Source organism: Ursidibacter arcticus (assembly GCF_009761375.1).
In the GTDB taxonomy this organism is placed as follows: Bacteria; Pseudomonadota; Gammaproteobacteria; order Enterobacterales; family Pasteurellaceae; genus Ursidibacter; species Ursidibacter arcticus.
This window is the reverse complement of sequence record NZ_LEKM01000221.1, coordinates 47,349-64,499: the sequence shown is the minus strand read 5'-3', so window position 1 is coordinate 64,499 and position 17,151 is coordinate 47,349. Positions and strand designations below refer to the sequence as shown.

The window sequence follows — 17,151 nt, the reverse complement described above, 5'->3', positions numbered from 1 at the left end:
ATGGCTAAATTGACTAAAAAAATGAAAGCAATCAAAGCTGGCGTAGATTCTACTAAAGCATACGAAATCAACGAAGCAATCGCAGTATTAAAACAATTCGCGACAGCTAAATTCGTTGAAAGTGTTGATGTTGCTGTTAACTTAGGTATCGATCCTCGTAAATCAGACCAAAACGTACGTGGTGCAACTGTATTACCACACGGTACAGGTCGTACAGCTCGTGTTGCTGTATTTACACAAGGTGCTAACGCTGAAGCGGCTAAAGCTGCTGGTGCAGACTTAGTCGGTATGGAAGATCTTGCTGAGCAGATCAAAAAAGGCGAAATGAACTTTGATGTTGTTATCGCTTCTCCAGATGCAATGCGTGTTGTTGGTCAATTAGGTCAAGTATTAGGCCCACGCGGTTTAATGCCAAACCCGAAAGTGGGTACTGTAACACCAAACGTTGCTGAAGCAGTTAAAAATGCTAAATCTGGTCAGATCCGTTACCGTAATGACAAAAATGGTATTATCCACACAACTATCGGTAAAGCAGATTTCTCTCCAGAGCAATTAAAAGATAACTTAAACGCATTGTTAGCGGCTTTAGCAAAAGCTAAACCAACAACTGCGAAAGGTGTATTTATCAAGAAAGTAAGCATCTCAACAACTATGGGTGCTGGTGTTGCTGTTGATCAGTCTTCACTATAATTGTTGATAAAACAATCTTTACAAGGTCGTAGATTATCTCTATAATCTACGGCTGTTTTGACCTTTTAGGTCATCTGATGGTGCTTGCCTTTCAAGCCCCATCCAAGACCGTAGGTGAACTTAGGTTCTTAATAACCCTACGTAGATGGTGAACAGACAGAATAATCTGCTTCTGGACACCTTAGCCTCAAAAACGTTGCTTATTGTAACTTAGATAAAATCTAATTATGACAAGCGGTCACTTTTTTGAGATTTTTTGTAAATTCCACGTTTTTTGTGGAGTGTATCAGGAGCTAAACCAATGGCATTAAATCTTCAAGACAAAAAAGCAATTGTTGCCGAAGTAAACGAAGCTGCCAGAGGTGCCCTTTCTGCTGTGGTTGCGGATTCTCGTGGCGTAACAGTAGAGAAAATGACTGAATTACGTAAGTCTGCTCGCGAAGCAGGTGTTTCAATGCGTGTTGTTCGTAATACATTATTACGTCGTGCGGTTGAAGGCACTGAATTTGAGTGCTTAGCAGATACGTTTACAGGTCCAACTCTTATTGCATTCTCTAACGAACACCCAGGTGCAGCAGCACGTTTGTTCAAAGACTTTGCAAAAGCAAACAAAGAGTTTGAAATTAAAGGTGCAGCCTTTGAAGGTAAAGTGCAAGATGTTGAATTCTTAGCAACATTACCAACTTACGAAGAAGCAATTGCACGTTTAATGGGCACAATGAAAGAAGCTGCGGCAGGCAAACTTGTTCGCACTCTTGCGGCATTACGCGACAAATTACAAGAAGCGGCATAATTTTTATCCGCCGTATTCTTAACTCGTTTAACTTATTTACTTTAGGAATTGATTGTTATGTCATTAACTAACGAACAACTTATCGAAGCGATTGCTTCTAAATCAGTATCAGAAATCGTTGAATTAATCGCAGCGATGGAAGAAAAATTTGGCGTATCAGCAGCAGCGGCTGCAGTTGCAGTAGCAGCTGGTCCAGCAGAAGCAGCTGAAGAGAAAACTGAATTCGATGTTATCCTTGCAGAAGCAGGTGCTAACAAAGTAGCAGTAATCAAAGCAGTACGTGGTGCAACAGGCTTAGGCTTAAAAGAAGCTAAAGACTTAGTTGAATCTGCTCCAGCAGCATTAAAAGAGGGTATCTCTAAAGCTGAAGCTGAAGCACTTAAGAAAGAATTAGAAGAAGCTGGTGCAAAAGTAGATATCAAATAATTTTTGATAATACTTTTACCTTCTTTAAGGTTCAGAAAAACCCGATAGCGAAAGTTATCGGGTTTTTTATTTTCATTTTAACTCGCAAAATTTTCTACTAAACCCACCGCTTATATTCCTGAAATTATGACCGTTATTGACATTATTTGAGTAAATCGGGCATTCATTTTCTTCTCAATAGATAAAAATTGTGAGCAAAATCACAAATATTTAACATTTTTCCAACAAAAACCACAAATTTATTTAAAGAGTTGATTTTTTATTCGAAAATATATCTACCCTTTATGACATTTCAACATTAAATGATCATATTTTTGAATAATTACTTACACCAAGGAGTCTATTATGGCTAAATCCTATCAAATGTATATCAATGGTAAATTTACTGATGCCGCACACGGACACACATTAGAAGTATATAACCCTGCAACTGAAGCAGTGATTTCTCTTGTGCCTCGTTCAAGTGATATTGATGCCAAAATTGCAATTGATGCGGCTTATGAAGCTCAGGAATCTTGGGAGCGCTTACCAGCCATAGAAAGAGCTAAATATCTACGTTTAATTGCTAATGGTATTCGAGCACGAGCTGATGAGATCGCAAAGACAATTTCTGAAGAAATGGGTAAAACGTTAGCACTATCTTTAGTTGAAGTGAATTTTACGGCTGACTATATGGATTATATGGCTGAATGGGCAAGACGCTATGAAGGAGAAATTATTCAAAGTGATCGTCCTAATGAGCACATTTTCTTATATAAAAAAGCTATTGGTGTAACAACAGGAATATTACCTTGGAATTTTCCATTCTTTTTGATTGCGCGTAAAACCGCACCAGCATTAGTTACAGGTAATACCATAGTAATAAAACCAAGCGAAGATGCGCCGAATAATGCAATTTTATTTGCTGAAATTGTTCACGAAATTGGCTTACCTAAAGGGGTATTTAATGTGGTGACAGGTTTCGGCAATGAAGTAGGTCCAGAGTTATCATCTAATGAGAAAGTAGGAATGGTATCTTTCACAGGTAGCCAACTTGCAGGACATAAAGTAATGGAAGCTGCAAGTAAAAATATTGTAAAAGTGAATTTAGAGTTAGGTGGTAAAGCCCCAGCAATTATTCTTGATGATGCTGATTTAGATCTTGCAGCAACTGCTGTTGTTAATTCTCGTATTATTAATTCAGGGCAAGTTTGTAACTGTGCGGAACGAATTTATGTTCACAGTAGTGTTAAAGAAACTTTTGTTCAGAAATTAGTAGAGAGAATGAAAGCAGTTCGTTACGGTAATCCGTTAGAAAATCAAGATATTGATATGGGGCCTTTGGTCAATGAGAAAGGCTTAGTTAAAGTAAAAGAATTAGTTGAACGCTCTTTACAACAAGGCGGAAAACTAGTCCTTGGTGGAAACATTGTGGAAGGAACAGGCTACTATTTTGAGCCAACGATTATTGATAATGTAGATAATTCAATGGAGATTATGCGTTCTGAAATCTTCGGCCCAGTTATCCCTGTTGCGACATTTGAAACCATTGATGAAGTGATTGTTCTCGCAAATGATTGTGAATATGGCTTAACATCTTCGGTTTATACACAAAATATCAATAAGGCGATGAAAATTATTTCTCGTTTAAAATTTGGTGAAACCTACGTTAATCGTGAGAATTTTGAAGCAATGCAAGGTTATCATGCAGGTTGGCGTAAATCTGGTATTGGTGGTGCTGATGGTAAACACGGATTAGAAGAGTATTTACAAACCCAAGTCGTCTATTTGCAGTTTGATGATAAGGTGTAACTTTGTAATCCTCTTGAATGAGTAATAGGAAAATCGGTAAAGACAATTTACTCCATTCTTTACCGATTTTTACTGACTAAATTATTTTTTAAGCTTTTTAACAGCCTCTTTCAATAGAGATGTTTTCTCCATTACACCGTTAGATTAGGTTTGATTTTCTACACCTACGAACGTTTCATTACTTCAAAGAACTCATCGTTCGTTTTAGCCACCATCAGTTTATCAATTAAGAATTCCATCGCTTCCACTTCACCCATTGGGTTAAGAATTTTACGAAGAATCCACATTTTTTGTAATTCATCAGGTGTAGTGAGTAAGTCTTCTTTACGAGTACCTGAACGGTTAAAGTCGATTGCTGGGAATACACGTTTTTCAGCAATTTTGCGTGAAAGGTGTAATTCCATATTACCTGTTCCTTTAAACTCTTCAAAAATAACTTCGTCCATTTTTGAGCCTGTATCAACAAGTGCAGTCGCAATAATGGTTAAGCTACCACCTTCTTCTACGTTACGCGCAGCACCGAAGAAACGTTTTGGACGATGTAATGCGTTGGCATCCACACCACCTGATAAAATTTTACCTGAGGCTGGAGTGACTGTGTTATAAGCACGAGCTAAACGAGTAATGGAGTCAAGTAAGATCACAACATCTTTTTTATGTTCAACTAAGCGTTTTGCTTTTTCGATTACCATTTCAGCAACTTGAACGTGGCGTGTTGCTGGCTCATCAAAGGTAGAAGCAATCACTTCACCACGCACTGTGCGTTGCATTTCTGTTACTTCTTCTGGACGCTCATCGATCAAGAGAACGATCAATTCACATTCAGGGTAATTATTCGTAATGCTTTGAGCAATATTTTGTAGAAGAACGGTTTTACCCGCTTTTGGTGGTGCAACAATCAAACCACGTTGCCCTTTTCCGATAGGTGATGCTAAATCTAAAATACGAGCGGTTAAATCTTCGGTTGAGCCGTTACCACGTTCCATTCTTAAACGAGAGTTAGCGTGTAATGGCGTTAAGTTTTCAAATAAGATTTTGCTACGAGAAACTTCAGGCTTATCATCATTTACTTTATCGACTTTTAAAAGTGCGAAATAACGTTCACCTTCTTTTGGCGGACGAATTTTCCCTTCAATCGAATCACCTGTTTGTAAATTAAAACGGCGAATTTGGCTTGGGGAAACATAAATATCATCAGGGCCAGCTAAATAAGAGCTATCGCCTGAACGCAAGAAACCAAAGCCATCTGGTAAGATTTCTAACACGCCCTGTCCGAAAATGTCTTCACCACTTTTGGCGTGTTGTTTAAGAATAGCGAAAACGATGTCTTGTTTGCGTAAACGAGCTAAATTCTCTAGCCCCATTTGTTCTTCACCGATACGGACAAGCTCCGAAACAGGTGTATTTTTTAGTTCTGTAAGATGCATAGAAATGTTATATATGTTTAAGATTGGATTAAATATTAGATTAATTCAGGAATTTCAATAGAATTGAGTTGTTGAAGAATACAGCGAAATTGGCTTTTTTGCAAATTTTTTCTGAAATCTTACCGCTTGTTGCTTGAATTTTTATAAAATTCCCCCATCTTGCACGCTATTGTTTTGCTAAAGTAACTTGATAATGAAACAAAAAGAGACCGAAAACAACGATATTCGCCTAGATAAATGGCTATGGGCAGCTCGTTTTTATAAAACCCGTAGCATTGCGAAAGCGATGATAGAAGGCGGAAAGGTGCAATATAACGGACAACGAGCCAAAGTAAGTAAAGCTGTTGAAGTTGGAGCAACCATTAAACTTCGCCAAGGGAATGAAGAAAAAGAGGTTTTAGTTATTGCTTTAAGTGATCAACGTAAAGGCGCACCTGAAGCACAAAAACTTTATCAAGAAACTGAAAAAAGCATTCAAGAACGTGAGAAATTAGCCTTTGCTCGTAAAGCGAATGCGCTTTCTATGCCACATCCAGATCGTCGTCCAAATAAAAAAGAGCGTCGAGATCTGATTAAATTTAAACTGACTAACTCGGATACATTATGACCTCAATTCAAGCTCATCAAGATAATGACAAACTCTATCGCTTTCTTTTCCAAAATCGTGCAGTACGCGGCGAATGGGTGCGTTTAAACAATACGTTTACCGAAACCCTTAATACTCATCACTACCCTAAAGCGGTACAAAATCTATTAGGGGAAATGTTGGTAGCAACTAGCCTGCTCACTGCAACACTGAAATTTGAAGGTGCTATTACGGTACAAATTCAGGGAGATGGCGCACTAAAATTAGCGGTAGTAAACGGTAATGATCAACAACAATTTCGTGCTTTAGCTCGAGTTGATGGCGATATTGCAGACAATGCTACATTGTCTGAAATGATCGGCAATGGTGTCTTGGTAATCTCAATTATTCCTGAAAAAGGTGAGCGTTATCAAGGCGTAGTTAGTCTTGATAAACCAACTATTAGCGAATGTTTGGAAGATTATTTTGCTCGTTCAGAGCAGTTAGCGACACAATTAGTGATTCGTGTTGGAGAGTATGCTGGACAAGCTGTCGCTGGTGGAACTTTATTACAGATTGTTCCAGATGGTACAGGTACGCCCGATGATTTTGAACATTTAGCGACACTAACATCAACGATCAAAGATGATGAATTATTTAGTTTAAGTGCTGAAGAACTACTTTATCGCTTATTCCACGAAGAAGTGGTTGAAGTTTATCCTGCTCAACAGACTGAATTTAAATGTGGTTGTTCAAGAGAACGTTCAGGTGCTGCGATTATGCTCGTGCCAGATGAAGAAATTGCGGAAATGCTTGCGGAAAAAAATGGGGTAATAGATATGCAATGTGAATGTTGTGGTACACAATATTTCTTTGACGAAAACGCCATCAATGCCCTTAAACAACAAGCATAACAAACTCGCCTGCCTAAGCGGTTTGATTTTGTAAAAAATTTGCGAAATCTAACCGCTTAACGTCTATAATACCCCATCTATTGTACTAGCCTTTGAAGATAAAATGAGCGAACAACCGATATTACGCCAAGTCGTACTTGATACTGAAACAACAGGAATGAATTTCAATGGTGCACCACATATTGGACATAACATCATTGAAATTGGTGCGGTAGAAGTGATTAACCGCCGCTTAACAGGTAAAACTTATCACGTCTATATCAAGCCACCACGAGAAGTGGAGGAAGAAGCAATAAGAGTTCACGGTATTACCAATGAAATGTTGGTGGATAAACCCACTTTTGCCGAAATTGCGGATGAATTTCTTGAGTTTATTAAAGGGGCAGAGCTAATTATTCATAATGCCCCCTTTGACGTAGGCTTTATCGATCACGAATTTTCATTTTTAGCAAATCCCCCTGACAAAGTTGCCGAAATGTGTACGGTAACAGATAGCTTACAGCTCGCTCGCAAAATGTACCCTGGCAAGCGAAATAATTTAGATGCTCTTTGTGATCGATTAGGTATCGATAATAGCAAACGTGTATTACACGGAGCTTTACTGGATGCGGAAATCCTTGCTGATGTATTCTTAATGATGACAGGTGGGCAAATTGCACTGCTAGCTGATGAAGAAACAGAAACAAATGCTATCGACAGTGATAGCCATTTTGTGCAAACCGCTATCAATAGTGAAGGTTTAATCGTGTTACAACCAACCGAAGAAGAACAACAAGCACATTTAGACTACTTGAAGTTACTTGATAAAAAATCTAAAGGAAATTGCTTATGGGCAAAAATAGCCACTGATGATGACACTACCATAAACTAAAAAATGCACGAACTGTATAGTAAAAAAGCAACCAAAAACAATTTTTGAAAAAAGTATTTGACGCTACATAACGAAATTATTATTATACGCCTCGTTCGCTGCGGAGTGGTAGTTCAGCTGGTTAGAATACCTGCCTGTCACGCAGGGGGTCGCGGGTTCGAGTCCCGTCCATTCCGCCAACTAATTTAAACGTCATAATATACCTCCTTAGTACGTTAGAAAGAGCCACTTAATAGTGGCTTTTTCGTTTCTAGCCTAAGTGGTGTAATGGACAAAAATTTGTTTTTGTCCATTACACCCCAATAGCAGAAATCCCCGATAATGATGAATTATTCGGGGATTTTTTACTGGAATTAAATTACTTCAATCCTAGTTTTTTCTCTAAATAGTGGATATTAGTCCCACCTTTACGGAAGTTTTCATCAGATAAAATTTGCTGATGAAGTGGGATATTCGTTTTAATCCCTTCAATAATGGTTTCTGATAACGCATTTTCCATACGGCGAATGGCAATATCTCGATTTTCAGCATAGGTGATCAGTTTACCAATCATTGAGTCATAATGTGGTGGAACAGAATAGCCTGCATAAATATGAGAATCCCAACGAACACCTAAACCGCCAGGGATATGTAAGCGAGTGATTTTGCCTGGTGAAGGTAAGAATGTATTTGGATCTTCCGCATTGATACGGCACTCAATCGCGTGTCCACGCACTTTAATATCTTCTTGTTTAACTGAAATAGGTAAGCCAGCAGCAACACGAAGTTGTTCTTTTACTAAGTCGATACCTGTAATCATTTCTGTAACAGGATGTTCTACTTGTAAACGAGTATTCATTTCGATGAAATAAAACTCACCGTTTTCATATAAGAACTCGAAAGTACCCGCTCCACGATAGCCAATTTCAATACACGCATTAGCACAACGCTCACCGATAAATTTGCGTAATTCTTCAGTAATACCTGGTGCAGGTGCTTCTTCAACGACTTTTTGATGGCGACGTTGCATTGAACAGTCACGTTCTGCTAAATACACTGCATTTCCGTGCGTATCTGCAAGCACTTGAATTTCAATATGGCGTGGATTTTCTAGGTATTTTTCCATATAAACCATATCGTTATTAAATGCGGCTTTCGCTTCTGCTTTTGTCATCGCAATAGATTCTTCCAAATCTTTTTCGTGATGAACAACTCGCATTCCACGACCACCACCACCACCAGATGCTTTAATAATCACAGGGTAGCCAATTTTTTGAGCGATCTCTTTATTCTTTTGAACATCATTCCCAATCGGACCACCAGAACCTGGTACACAAGGCACTCCTGCCTTTTTCATTGCATTGATAGCAGAAACTTTATCTCCCATTAGACGAATAACATCTGCTGTTGGGCCGATAAAAGTAAAACCTGACATTTCTACTTGTTCTGCAAAATTAGCATTTTCAGATAAAAAACCATAACCAGGGTGAATTGCGTCCGCCCCAGTAACTTCTGCCGCTGCAATAATCGCAGGAATATTTAAATAACTTTTGGTTGATGGTGCTGGCCCAATACAAATGGTTTCATCAGCAAGAAGAACGTGTTTTAGTTCACGATCTGCCGTAGAGTGAACCGCCACCGTTTTGATACCGAGTTCTTTACACGCGCGTAAAATGCGTAACGCAATTTCACCACGGTTTGCAATGACAACTTTTTCTAACATTGGCATTTTTCCTTAAAATGACAAGCGGTTATATTTTGCGAAAAAAATGCAAGATCTCACCGCTTGAGAGAAATGAATTATTCAATAATGAAAAGTTTTTGATCAAATTCAACCGCTTCACCATCATTTACTAAGATAGCTTTTACCACCCCAGCTTTATCTGATTCAATACGGTTCATCATTTTCATTGCTTCAACGATACAGAGCGTATCACCAGCTTTTACCGTTTTACCCACTTCGACAAATGGTGCTGCATCTGGGCTTGGGCTACGGTAGAAAGTACCAACCATTGGAGAAAGAATTGCGTGCCCACTCACTTCTGCAGCAGCTGCTGGAGTTGCAACTGCTTGTGGAGCAGGAGTTGCAGGCGTGGCGGTTGTTGCAGGTGCAACTTGTGGTGCTGCAACATATTGTACCGCAGCTTGTGTTGCAACAGGTGCAGCTCGGCTAATGCGTACTGTACCTTCTTCTTCTGAAACTTCTAATTCAGTAATACCTGATTCTTCAACAAGTTCGATAAGTTTTTTGATTTTGCGAATATCCATAGTGAGATCCGTTCTAAAGTAAAAAATAAATAAGGACTCTGTGCAAAATGTACAGAGCAAAACGCTACATAGGTTACCCGAATTCCTGCTAATTTGCGATAAAATTATTATAAAATTGGCGAAATTCGCCCAATTTTCTAACTGATCGTAGCAGTTTAGGATATAAAAATAGCGTTTAATTACGATCTCTCGAAACTAATAAGCCTTGATTTCAAACTCTTGCTGTAATTTTTCAATACTGTCGATTTTCTCGAAGCCTTTCAAATTAGCAGGTTGATTGATTTTGTCATTAACACCTATCGCTTGGCTAGCAAAAACAAAACCACTTTGTTCTATAACCGCTTTTTGATAAAACGAGATAATATCTTGTTGGGTCAGCTGTTTGATTTGCTCAATAATTTGCGTTTTGCGGTCAAACTTGTTATTTCCACGAGCAAAATCCGTAAGATATTCACTGAACTCCTGTTCTAGTGATTCGGGCTTATGCTGTAATAACTCAATCAAACTGTTGCGATATTTTTCAAACTCTGCTTGTGGCATCTCTTTGAGCTTGGTAAAGGTTTCTGCAAAGAAACGTTCATTATGTTGCATAATAGTTTGGGCTGATGCTGTTGGGCTTTGCACCAAGAATTGCAATCCCGATGTTTTACCTACTGCAGTCGTTGTGGCATAGACCACATAGCCAAGCTGTTTGTCGGTGCGTAAATCGTCAAAATACCAACGAGAAATAATGCTTTTCAGTAATGATGCTCGACTGACGCCTTCTAACTCTTGATAATTCGTTGGGAAAAAGGCAATAGCAAAAGCATTATCTTGATGTGGAATCTGTTTAATATAATTTATTTTACGTTGGCTTTGGTTAATATCCAAATAATGACCAAAATCTAACGTTTTATTATTATTTTTGAGTAATTTTTCTGTTTCTAATGCAATGTTTTTTACCTGTTCATCAGATAAATTTCCCACAGATAATAAACGCAAACTGGTTGGTTGAGTTAAAAGTTTTTCACGAATAAAAGCAATATCCGATAATTTAACTTGAGCAATCATTTCTCGTTTTTTGCTATTTTCAGCATAAGGATAATTTGCAAAATTACCTAAAGCCATATTCGCTTGACGAGCTGCATTATCTTTATCTAAACGATCTAATGCCTCTAAATAACGCTGTTTTGCTTGTGCAAGAAAATGTTCGCTTAATTCAAATTGTTTAAAGTTTAAAATGCTATCTTGCAAGAATTTTGCCATATTCTGCGTATAGCCTTCTACGCTAATTGCCACACCATTTTCGCCTAAAACTGGGGAAAGTGACATTCCAGCTACTGATGCCTGAAATGCCAATTTAGTACGCGCTAAATCTGCCATATAGCCAAGTAATACAGCACTCACGCCTTGTTTTAAATCCACTACTTCAGGAGAGATTTTTAAACCTAGCAACAAGGCAACTTTTGGCTCATTTGGGAAATAATGGCTTGGCATTGCATAAATTTCCGTCCCAGCTTGTTTATCAATAAGCTGTGGTTTTTTACGAGAATTATCCACCTTATTTAGTGAGAAATCTGTTGCAAAATAAGGGTTTAATTCAGGTAACTTAATTTCTGGGTTATGGGCAAAATTAAGCCATTGTTGTCTTTGTTCGGCACTAAATTTTGCAACAGAATAAGGTGCTTCGAAATATTTAGTTTTTTTATCTGTTGAGACTTTATCGTCAATCAACATAATACGGGCATTATCAATATGCATTTCTGCTAGTTTTGCTTGAATAGCTTTTTTATCTATCGTTTCGATGAGATAAGGCTGGTCGATAATATGTTCTAATGGATAATTCAACATTTGGCTAACCAGTTGAGCAACATAATTTCCGCTTTTTTCGACTTGTAAATGTTGAAACTCTTGATTTAGACTCTCTTTTAATTCATTAAAATAACTCTCTTGAATACCTGATTGTTTTATTTTTTCTATTTGCTGAAATACTAATGAAATAATTTTATCTTTTTCAGCAAGCCCTTTTTCAGTTAATTGAATATAGAAAGTAAAATCACCACGATTACGGCTTACATCATCAGATGAAGCTGCTTGAATACCACTATCAGATAAACCTTGTTTAATTAAATAATCTGATAATGTACCATCGCTATTATTACTAAATACATAAGATAGGTAATTACCTGATTTTGCTTTGAATGCAGATTTATCTTCTGGTAAATCAAAAGAAATGGCTAACATTTTATTAGGCTTAACAGGTTTATAAGAAATGAATACCCCTTTATCTTCTGCTCTAAAAAATGGCACAGTAACTTTAGGTTCAGATAATTTTTTATTTTCTACCTTACCTAAGGTATTTTCAGCTAATTTAGCCAGTTTTTCGATTGGTTGGTTAGAATATAAAACGGCTTTCATTAAATTTGAAGAATAATATTTTTGGTAGAATTTTACTAATTCTTCTTGTAATTTACTGTCTGCTTTATCTGATAAGGTTATATTATTTCCTACTGCAAATTTAGTAATAGGGTGATTAGGATTTGCAGTAGCTAAATTAACATCGTGCATTAAAAAACCATCATTAGATTTCGCTCTCACCATTTCAGCATTCACTGCATTAACTTCTTTTTTCGCATTACTTTCTGACAATAGTGGTTGAGCAAAAGCATCACTTAAACGAGACACAGCTTCATCAAAAGCATTATTATTCACTTCTAAGTAATAAACGGTGCGATCTGATGCTGTATAAGCATTATTGTATCCACCATTTTTAGTTAGAAAACCATCTAAACTATTGGTTTCAGGGAAAGATTTTGACCCCATTAAGATCATATGTTCAAGGTAGTGAGCAAGCCCTTGCTGTAATATTGGATCTTCCATTGAACCAATTGGTAAGCCAACAGACATCAATGATTTATTTGCTTTCTCATCAGAAATCAACAATACTTCCATTCCATTTGCCAATTTAATTCCTTGATAAATGGCTTTATCTGTGGGGCTTTTGTTGATAACGATATTGATTAGCTCAAAGCCTTTTTGCTGTTGGCTAACGGTGATAGCGGTCGGATTTTGCGTAGAATTTGCAAAAACTTGTGTAGAACTAACCGCTCCTAACGCAAGAATAGCTTGTAATGTATAGCTCAATACAGATTTTCTCATTATTTCTCTCCTTTTATATGTTCAACCATTGTGGAAAACCAGTCGAGTGTACGCTGGTGAATTTCAAGATAATTTAATTCATTTTGCTGCATTAAAATACGTTCAATATAATTATCGTCTAATACAGACACTGCATTTGCACAATAATTCGCTATATTGATATCCTTTTTATTTAAATCTTTAAAATAACCTATAAGATTATAGTTAATCACAATTTGTAACATTTCTCCGCTATTTAAATAATCTTCAATATAGCGAGTAAGTAATGATCTCGCATCTTCTTTACTAATAGCTAAGAATGTCAATAATTTTACATCTTGATTATCACGATAATAGAATTTAATTTGTTTTATACCAACATTAGATAATGTTAAGATTAGATGATATATCCATATCTGAATTATGTCTTTATCACGCAATTTTCCTACTCGCCACAGAACAATTTCATCATTGAATTTATTTTTTATATTGCCAACTAATCTAAAATTATTTCCTAATAGTGTAAATCTCTCATCAATCTCGATGATATCACTTGGTTGAGATAAATAGCCATCAATTTTCTCTTTGATTTTTTCTATATTATCAATTAAATTCTCTTTAGATAAAGTCTCAAAGTATTTTACAGGCAAATTACCTTTTAAACGTTCATTCGTGAAGAAATGTTCAAAATTTTCTTTATCTTCTTTAACTAAATGGTCTAATAAAATAAATTTATCTAAATGAGATAATGAAAAATTTTCCGCATCGGATATTTCATCTTCGTATCTTTCAAAATTAACACCAAGATGAACATTAAAAAAGAATTTCACTGGTGATTGTAAATACTTAATTAAATGTTGAATATCAATTTCAGTCTGTACTTCAACATTATCACGAGTAATTGGAGTAATAAAAAATTTAGCTTCAGTACTTTGCTTATTATTTTCCAGCCATTCTTTATCGTAACTAATATGGCTATCTTGAACATTCTTAGGGCTAAATACTGTCATTGGATGATGACTAATTTCAATCTCTTTATAGTAGCTCTGTTCAGGGATAATATTTTCTTGCACAAAATTCAGTAGCTGTGAGACCAATACCGAAGGCAATTTTTCTGAATTATCAGTTAAGGAGCGTCCAATATAACTAATATAAAAAATATTTTGAGCCGATAATAAGGCTTCTAAAAATAGATAACGATCATCATCACGTCTTGCTCGATCTCCTTTTTGTGGTGCATATTGCATTAAATCAAAACTATTTAAGGTTTGCTGACGCGGAAAATTCCCTTCATTCATTCCAAGCAAACAGACAACTTTAAAAGGGATAGCTCGCATTGGTAATAAGGTACAGAAATTCACTTTCCCCATTAAGAAATTTAGATTACTGCGTTCTTGATTTAAATAGCGTTCAAATAATTGGGCGATAACTTCAATATTGAGCTTTTCTGTAAATTTAGCTGTTTCAATATAATTAACAACTTTTTCAATAGTTTGCTGTAATACTAAAATTGTTTCTGCATATTCATTATTATCTGCATAAAATTGGTTAATCAACTCTGTTAATTGTATTTTCCAATCATCAATCCCTTGAGCATATTGAATAAAACTAAACCAAGCGGTGAGATTTTCAATAAATTTTGCAATGCTACCTACAAGTTCAGCACTGAGTCCATAGCTCTCATTAAAAGCTAAAACATCTTGCCAGCTATTATTTTGCTCTTTTAAACTCGTTCCGAGTAATAGTCGGTTAATGCCATTTTCCCAAGAGTTATAATTTTGCCAGTCTAGATTATCTTTATTAAATCCGTAGCGAATACCTGATGAAATTACCCATTGTTTAATTATCGCAAATTGTTCTTCAGATAAATTGAATTTATCTCTGATGGCTTTCACATCAAATAAATCTAGCACTTCTTCTGTTGTCATTTTTCTCTCTTTAAAAGAGAGCAATTGTAAGAAACTCGCAATAATCGGATTTACATAGCTAATTTTCTGATCGGATAATGTAAAAGGTATAAAACGGGGATCTTGATAAGCATAGCGTGAAAATACAGCATTGATATAAGGTGCGTAACTATCGATATCTGCAGACATTACAATAATATCTTTAGGTGATAACTCTGGGTTTTGCTCAAACATAAAGAGAAGTTGGTTATGCAAAACTTCAATTTCTCGCATTTTGCTATGACAAGAATGAATTTGAATAGAGCGATCATCTTCTGCAATAGATAATTCAGGTTTATTCTCGAAATTTAAAATAGATTGTTTTATCTGTGTTAAAAGCACACTATTTTCTTGTACTATTGGTGTAAATAAATTGACTTCTTGATGCTGTTTTTCAACTAATAAATTTAGAAATTCTTTACCTTGTTTTCCCCAAGTGTTCAGTAAATAATTGCCTTGATATATAGAATTCTCTAATTCTTGAGCTGATAATTTATGTTTCAATACCAGCTTTTCTAATAATTTTTCTTCTTGATTATCAGCCCAGAAAATTTGGCTAGGATTAGTAAAAAATAGATGTATTTGGCAATGTTCACTTAATTTATGTAAGACATTGATTTGTGTTAATGGTAAAGATGAAATACCAAAAATAAAAATACGTTTAGGTAGTTTCTGTTTTTCTATTTCAGTTAAATTCTCTAATTTTTCAAAATAACGTTGTTGTAAATAGGCACGATGGGAAGTATTAAAAACAATTTCATCACTGTCCTGTTTTAAATCATTAACTAACGCATTCCACAATAGGCTTTGCCATTGAATATTTTGCCAAATTTCAGTTTCATCTTTGGAAATAAAAGGACTCTGCTGTTTAAGCTGAGTAAAATGGCTTTCGAGATTTCCTTTTTCCCAATCAATCAGCCAATCTGGGCGATAAACTAAATATTGGTCAAATAAATCAGCTATTTTACTGGCGAGTTGAAACAATTTGAGTTGCTCAAAAGGGTTTAAATAGGCTTTGAGTGGTGAAAAATTAGGGTCTTCTAAATAGTCAGGAATTAAACGCATTAAACGCCATATCATTGCATCACGTTCAAAAATATTCTCTTTGGGGAGTTCAGGAAAAAGCAAGCGATACTGCTGCCATAGGAAACTTGTCGGGTAAGGAAAGTGAATATTTCCAGCAATACCGAGCTTGTCCGAAATTTGAATTTGTAACCATTGTGCCATTCCTAGACTTTGTACCAAAATGGTTTCTGGCTCAAAGGGATTGGGATTTGGATCTTCTTGTAAAATTCGGATAAGAAGTTCTTTTTGTAGATCTAATTGATCTGAGTGATAAACAATAAACATAGCCATTCCTTTTGTGTGATGAGCTATTTTACTCTGTTCACTTTGAATGATCTACCTACTCCGCAGTGCCAATTTCTACCTTTCCAAGCGGAAAGATAACAATGATTTTTTGCTCTAAACAGCTGATTTCAAAATTAAGATTATTTTGTTTAACCATTTTTTCGCAAGGTTCATTAACAGCTTTTAAATTGAGCTGATTTTCTGCAATCTGTAAGGCTTGTTGCTGTTGATAAAGATAATTTGCCTGTTTATTTTGCAACGATTGCCAATTAGCATAAGCTAAAAATAAAATCATAAAGAGAGAAATTGCGATAAGTAGGCTTGTTAATGTTTCTGCTTTTACTATTTTAGTCATTTGCTAATATATTACTTGAGTTTGGGAGATATTGCCAATAGGAGAATTGTTTCTCTATGGCATCAACAACAGATCGCTTATAAGTTAAATTACGTTCTTCACGAAAGTTGTCATAAGATGAATAGAGTACGCCATAAATTTTTTTACCTTTAATATCAAAATAGTAATCGGTGATAATAATTCCATAGAAATCTTTTTTTAAGCTCTCGTCTATATCATTTTCCATTATGACGATTTGTGGATTATTTTCACTACTATCAGGTAATTCATCTAAAGAAGAAACATAATGTAGAGCAGGTTGATATGTTTCTAAATCTAGCCAATTAAGAATATTATCTACTTGAATGTATTTATCTTTTGTTGGCTTGGGTTGAATAAAAATACTCTTAAAATCACAACTGTATTGATATTGAATATTACTAGCGTACTTAGTTATCCTTTCTTGTTTATATTTATTACATTCATTGTTTAATTCATCTGAAGATTTTTGTAATTCAGTGAGTAATTTATATTTCTGATTAAGGTATTGATGATAGCTATTCTGCGTATAATAGTTTCTATATAGAATATCTTGTTGAGATAAAAATATCACTGCCAAAATAGCCACAATAAGTAGTAATGAAGTTAATAATGCACTTGCAGGATATGTTCTGCTCATT

At 35.7% G+C, this 17,151-nt stretch carries 14 protein-coding genes and 1 tRNA gene; 8 read left to right on the top strand and 7 right to left on the bottom strand.

The genetic code is table 11. The annotated features are described in order from the left end of the window. From rplA to aldA, 4 genes are all read left to right on the top strand, one after another. Entirely contained in the window at positions 1-690 is a 690-nt protein-coding gene (rplA, locus tag A1D25_RS10750; RefSeq protein WP_157395672.1) for a 50S ribosomal protein L1, read from the top strand. Between the two features lie 301 nt (positions 691-991). After that, the gene (gene rplJ / locus A1D25_RS10745; protein WP_157395671.1) at positions 992-1,483 is read left to right on the top strand and encodes a 50S ribosomal protein L10; all 492 of its coding nucleotides are present in this window, start codon (positions 992-994) and stop codon (positions 1,481-1,483) included. A gap of 57 nt (positions 1,484-1,540) precedes the next feature. Continuing rightward, on the top strand, positions 1,541-1,909 hold the full coding sequence (rplL, locus tag A1D25_RS10740; protein ID WP_157395670.1) for a 50S ribosomal protein L7/L12: 369 nt from the start codon (positions 1,541-1,543) through the stop codon (positions 1,907-1,909). Between the two features lie 345 nt (positions 1,910-2,254). Beyond that, a complete protein-coding gene (aldA, locus tag A1D25_RS10735) occupies positions 2,255-3,700 on the top strand; it encodes an aldehyde dehydrogenase (protein WP_157395669.1) in 1,446 nt (481 codons plus the stop codon). A 164-nt stretch (positions 3,701-3,864) separates the two neighbouring features. On the opposite strand, the gene rho is transcribed toward aldA, so the two are convergent. Beyond that, positions 3,865-5,127, bottom strand: coding sequence for a transcription termination factor Rho (gene rho, locus A1D25_RS10730; RefSeq protein WP_157395668.1), 1,263 nt, complete (start codon positions 5,125-5,127; stop codon positions 3,865-3,867). A 193-nt stretch (positions 5,128-5,320) separates the two neighbouring features. Here rho and hslR point away from each other — a divergent pair, with 193 nt between their 5' ends. From hslR to A1D25_RS10710, 4 genes are all read left to right on the top strand, one after another. Continuing rightward, complete coding sequence (gene hslR / locus A1D25_RS10725) at positions 5,321-5,734, top strand: ribosome-associated heat shock protein Hsp15 (RefSeq protein ID WP_157395667.1); 414 nt, start codon at positions 5,321-5,323, stop codon at positions 5,732-5,734. Continuing rightward, entirely contained in the window at positions 5,731-6,606 is an 876-nt protein-coding gene (hslO, locus tag A1D25_RS10720) for an Hsp33 family molecular chaperone HslO (protein WP_420825118.1), read from the top strand. Before hslR ends, hslO begins: the two co-directional genes overlap by 4 nt. Positions 6,607-6,709: 103 nt before the next feature. Further along, positions 6,710-7,477 (top strand): DNA polymerase III subunit epsilon, encoded by a 768-nt coding sequence (gene dnaQ, locus A1D25_RS10715; protein ID WP_157395666.1) that lies wholly within the window; start codon positions 6,710-6,712, stop codon positions 7,475-7,477. 102 nt (positions 7,478-7,579) lie between these two features. Then, positions 7,580-7,656: transfer RNA gene (locus A1D25_RS10710), tRNA-Asp, on the top strand. A 179-nt stretch (positions 7,657-7,835) separates the two neighbouring features. Here the strand turns inward: A1D25_RS10710 and accC are convergent. The 6 genes from accC to A1D25_RS10680 all read right to left on the bottom strand — a co-directional run bounded on the left by accC (position 7,836) and on the right by A1D25_RS10680 (position 17,150). After that, positions 7,836-9,179 carry an acetyl-CoA carboxylase biotin carboxylase subunit gene (gene accC / locus A1D25_RS10705; protein ID WP_157395665.1) on the bottom strand — a complete coding sequence of 448 codons (1,344 nt, stop codon included), beginning with the start codon at positions 9,177-9,179 and terminating at the stop codon, positions 7,836-7,838. A gap of 77 nt (positions 9,180-9,256) precedes the next feature. After that, the gene (gene accB, locus A1D25_RS10700; RefSeq protein ID WP_157395664.1) at positions 9,257-9,724 is read right to left on the bottom strand and encodes an acetyl-CoA carboxylase biotin carboxyl carrier protein; all 468 of its coding nucleotides are present in this window, start codon (positions 9,722-9,724) and stop codon (positions 9,257-9,259) included. Positions 9,725-9,919: 195 nt separating this feature from the next. After that, positions 9,920-12,862 carry a pitrilysin gene (gene ptrA, locus A1D25_RS10695; protein WP_157395663.1) on the bottom strand — a complete coding sequence of 981 codons (2,943 nt, stop codon included), beginning with the start codon at positions 12,860-12,862 and terminating at the stop codon, positions 9,920-9,922. Next, the gene (recC, locus tag A1D25_RS10690) at positions 12,862-16,137 is read right to left on the bottom strand and encodes an exodeoxyribonuclease V subunit gamma (RefSeq protein WP_157395662.1); all 3,276 of its coding nucleotides are present in this window, start codon (positions 16,135-16,137) and stop codon (positions 12,862-12,864) included. The genes ptrA and recC overlap by 1 nt, the downstream gene beginning before the upstream one ends. A gap of 55 nt (positions 16,138-16,192) precedes the next feature. Beyond that, the gene (locus A1D25_RS10685) at positions 16,193-16,492 is read right to left on the bottom strand and encodes a DUF5374 domain-containing protein (RefSeq protein ID WP_157395661.1); all 300 of its coding nucleotides are present in this window, start codon (positions 16,490-16,492) and stop codon (positions 16,193-16,195) included. Then, positions 16,485-17,150: a DUF2572 family protein gene (locus A1D25_RS10680; protein WP_157395660.1), complete on the bottom strand. Its 666-nt coding sequence runs from the start codon at positions 17,148-17,150 to the stop codon at positions 16,485-16,487. The genes A1D25_RS10685 and A1D25_RS10680 overlap by 8 nt, the downstream gene beginning before the upstream one ends. Position 17,151 lies beyond the last annotated feature (1 nt).

Coding starts and splice junctions, on each gene's coding strand:
- rplA (WP_157395672.1), top strand. CDS start 1: ATGGCTAAATTGACTAAAAAAATGAAAGCAATCAAAGCTGGCGTAGAT.
- rplJ (WP_157395671.1), top strand. CDS start 992: ATGGCATTAAATCTTCAAGACAAAAAAGCAATTGTTGCCGAAGTAAAC.
- rplL (WP_157395670.1), top strand. CDS start 1,541: ATGTCATTAACTAACGAACAACTTATCGAAGCGATTGCTTCTAAATCA.
- aldA (WP_157395669.1), top strand. CDS start 2,255: ATGGCTAAATCCTATCAAATGTATATCAATGGTAAATTTACTGATGCC.
- rho (WP_157395668.1), bottom strand. CDS start 5,127: ATGCATCTTACAGAACTAAAAAATACACCTGTTTCGGAGCTTGTCCGT.
- hslR (WP_157395667.1), top strand. CDS start 5,321: ATGAAACAAAAAGAGACCGAAAACAACGATATTCGCCTAGATAAATGG.
- hslO (WP_420825118.1), top strand. CDS start 5,731: ATGACCTCAATTCAAGCTCATCAAGATAATGACAAACTCTATCGCTTT.
- dnaQ (WP_157395666.1), top strand. CDS start 6,710: ATGAGCGAACAACCGATATTACGCCAAGTCGTACTTGATACTGAAACA.
- accC (WP_157395665.1), bottom strand. CDS start 9,179: ATGTTAGAAAAAGTTGTCATTGCAAACCGTGGTGAAATTGCGTTACGC.
- accB (WP_157395664.1), bottom strand. CDS start 9,724: ATGGATATTCGCAAAATCAAAAAACTTATCGAACTTGTTGAAGAATCA.
- ptrA (WP_157395663.1), bottom strand. CDS start 12,862: ATGAGAAAATCTGTATTGAGCTATACATTACAAGCTATTCTTGCGTTA.
- recC (WP_157395662.1), bottom strand. CDS start 16,137: ATGTTTATTGTTTATCACTCAGATCAATTAGATCTACAAAAAGAACTT.
- A1D25_RS10685 (WP_157395661.1), bottom strand. CDS start 16,492: ATGACTAAAATAGTAAAAGCAGAAACATTAACAAGCCTACTTATCGCA.
- A1D25_RS10680 (WP_157395660.1), bottom strand. CDS start 17,150: ATGAGCAGAACATATCCTGCAAGTGCATTATTAACTTCATTACTACTT.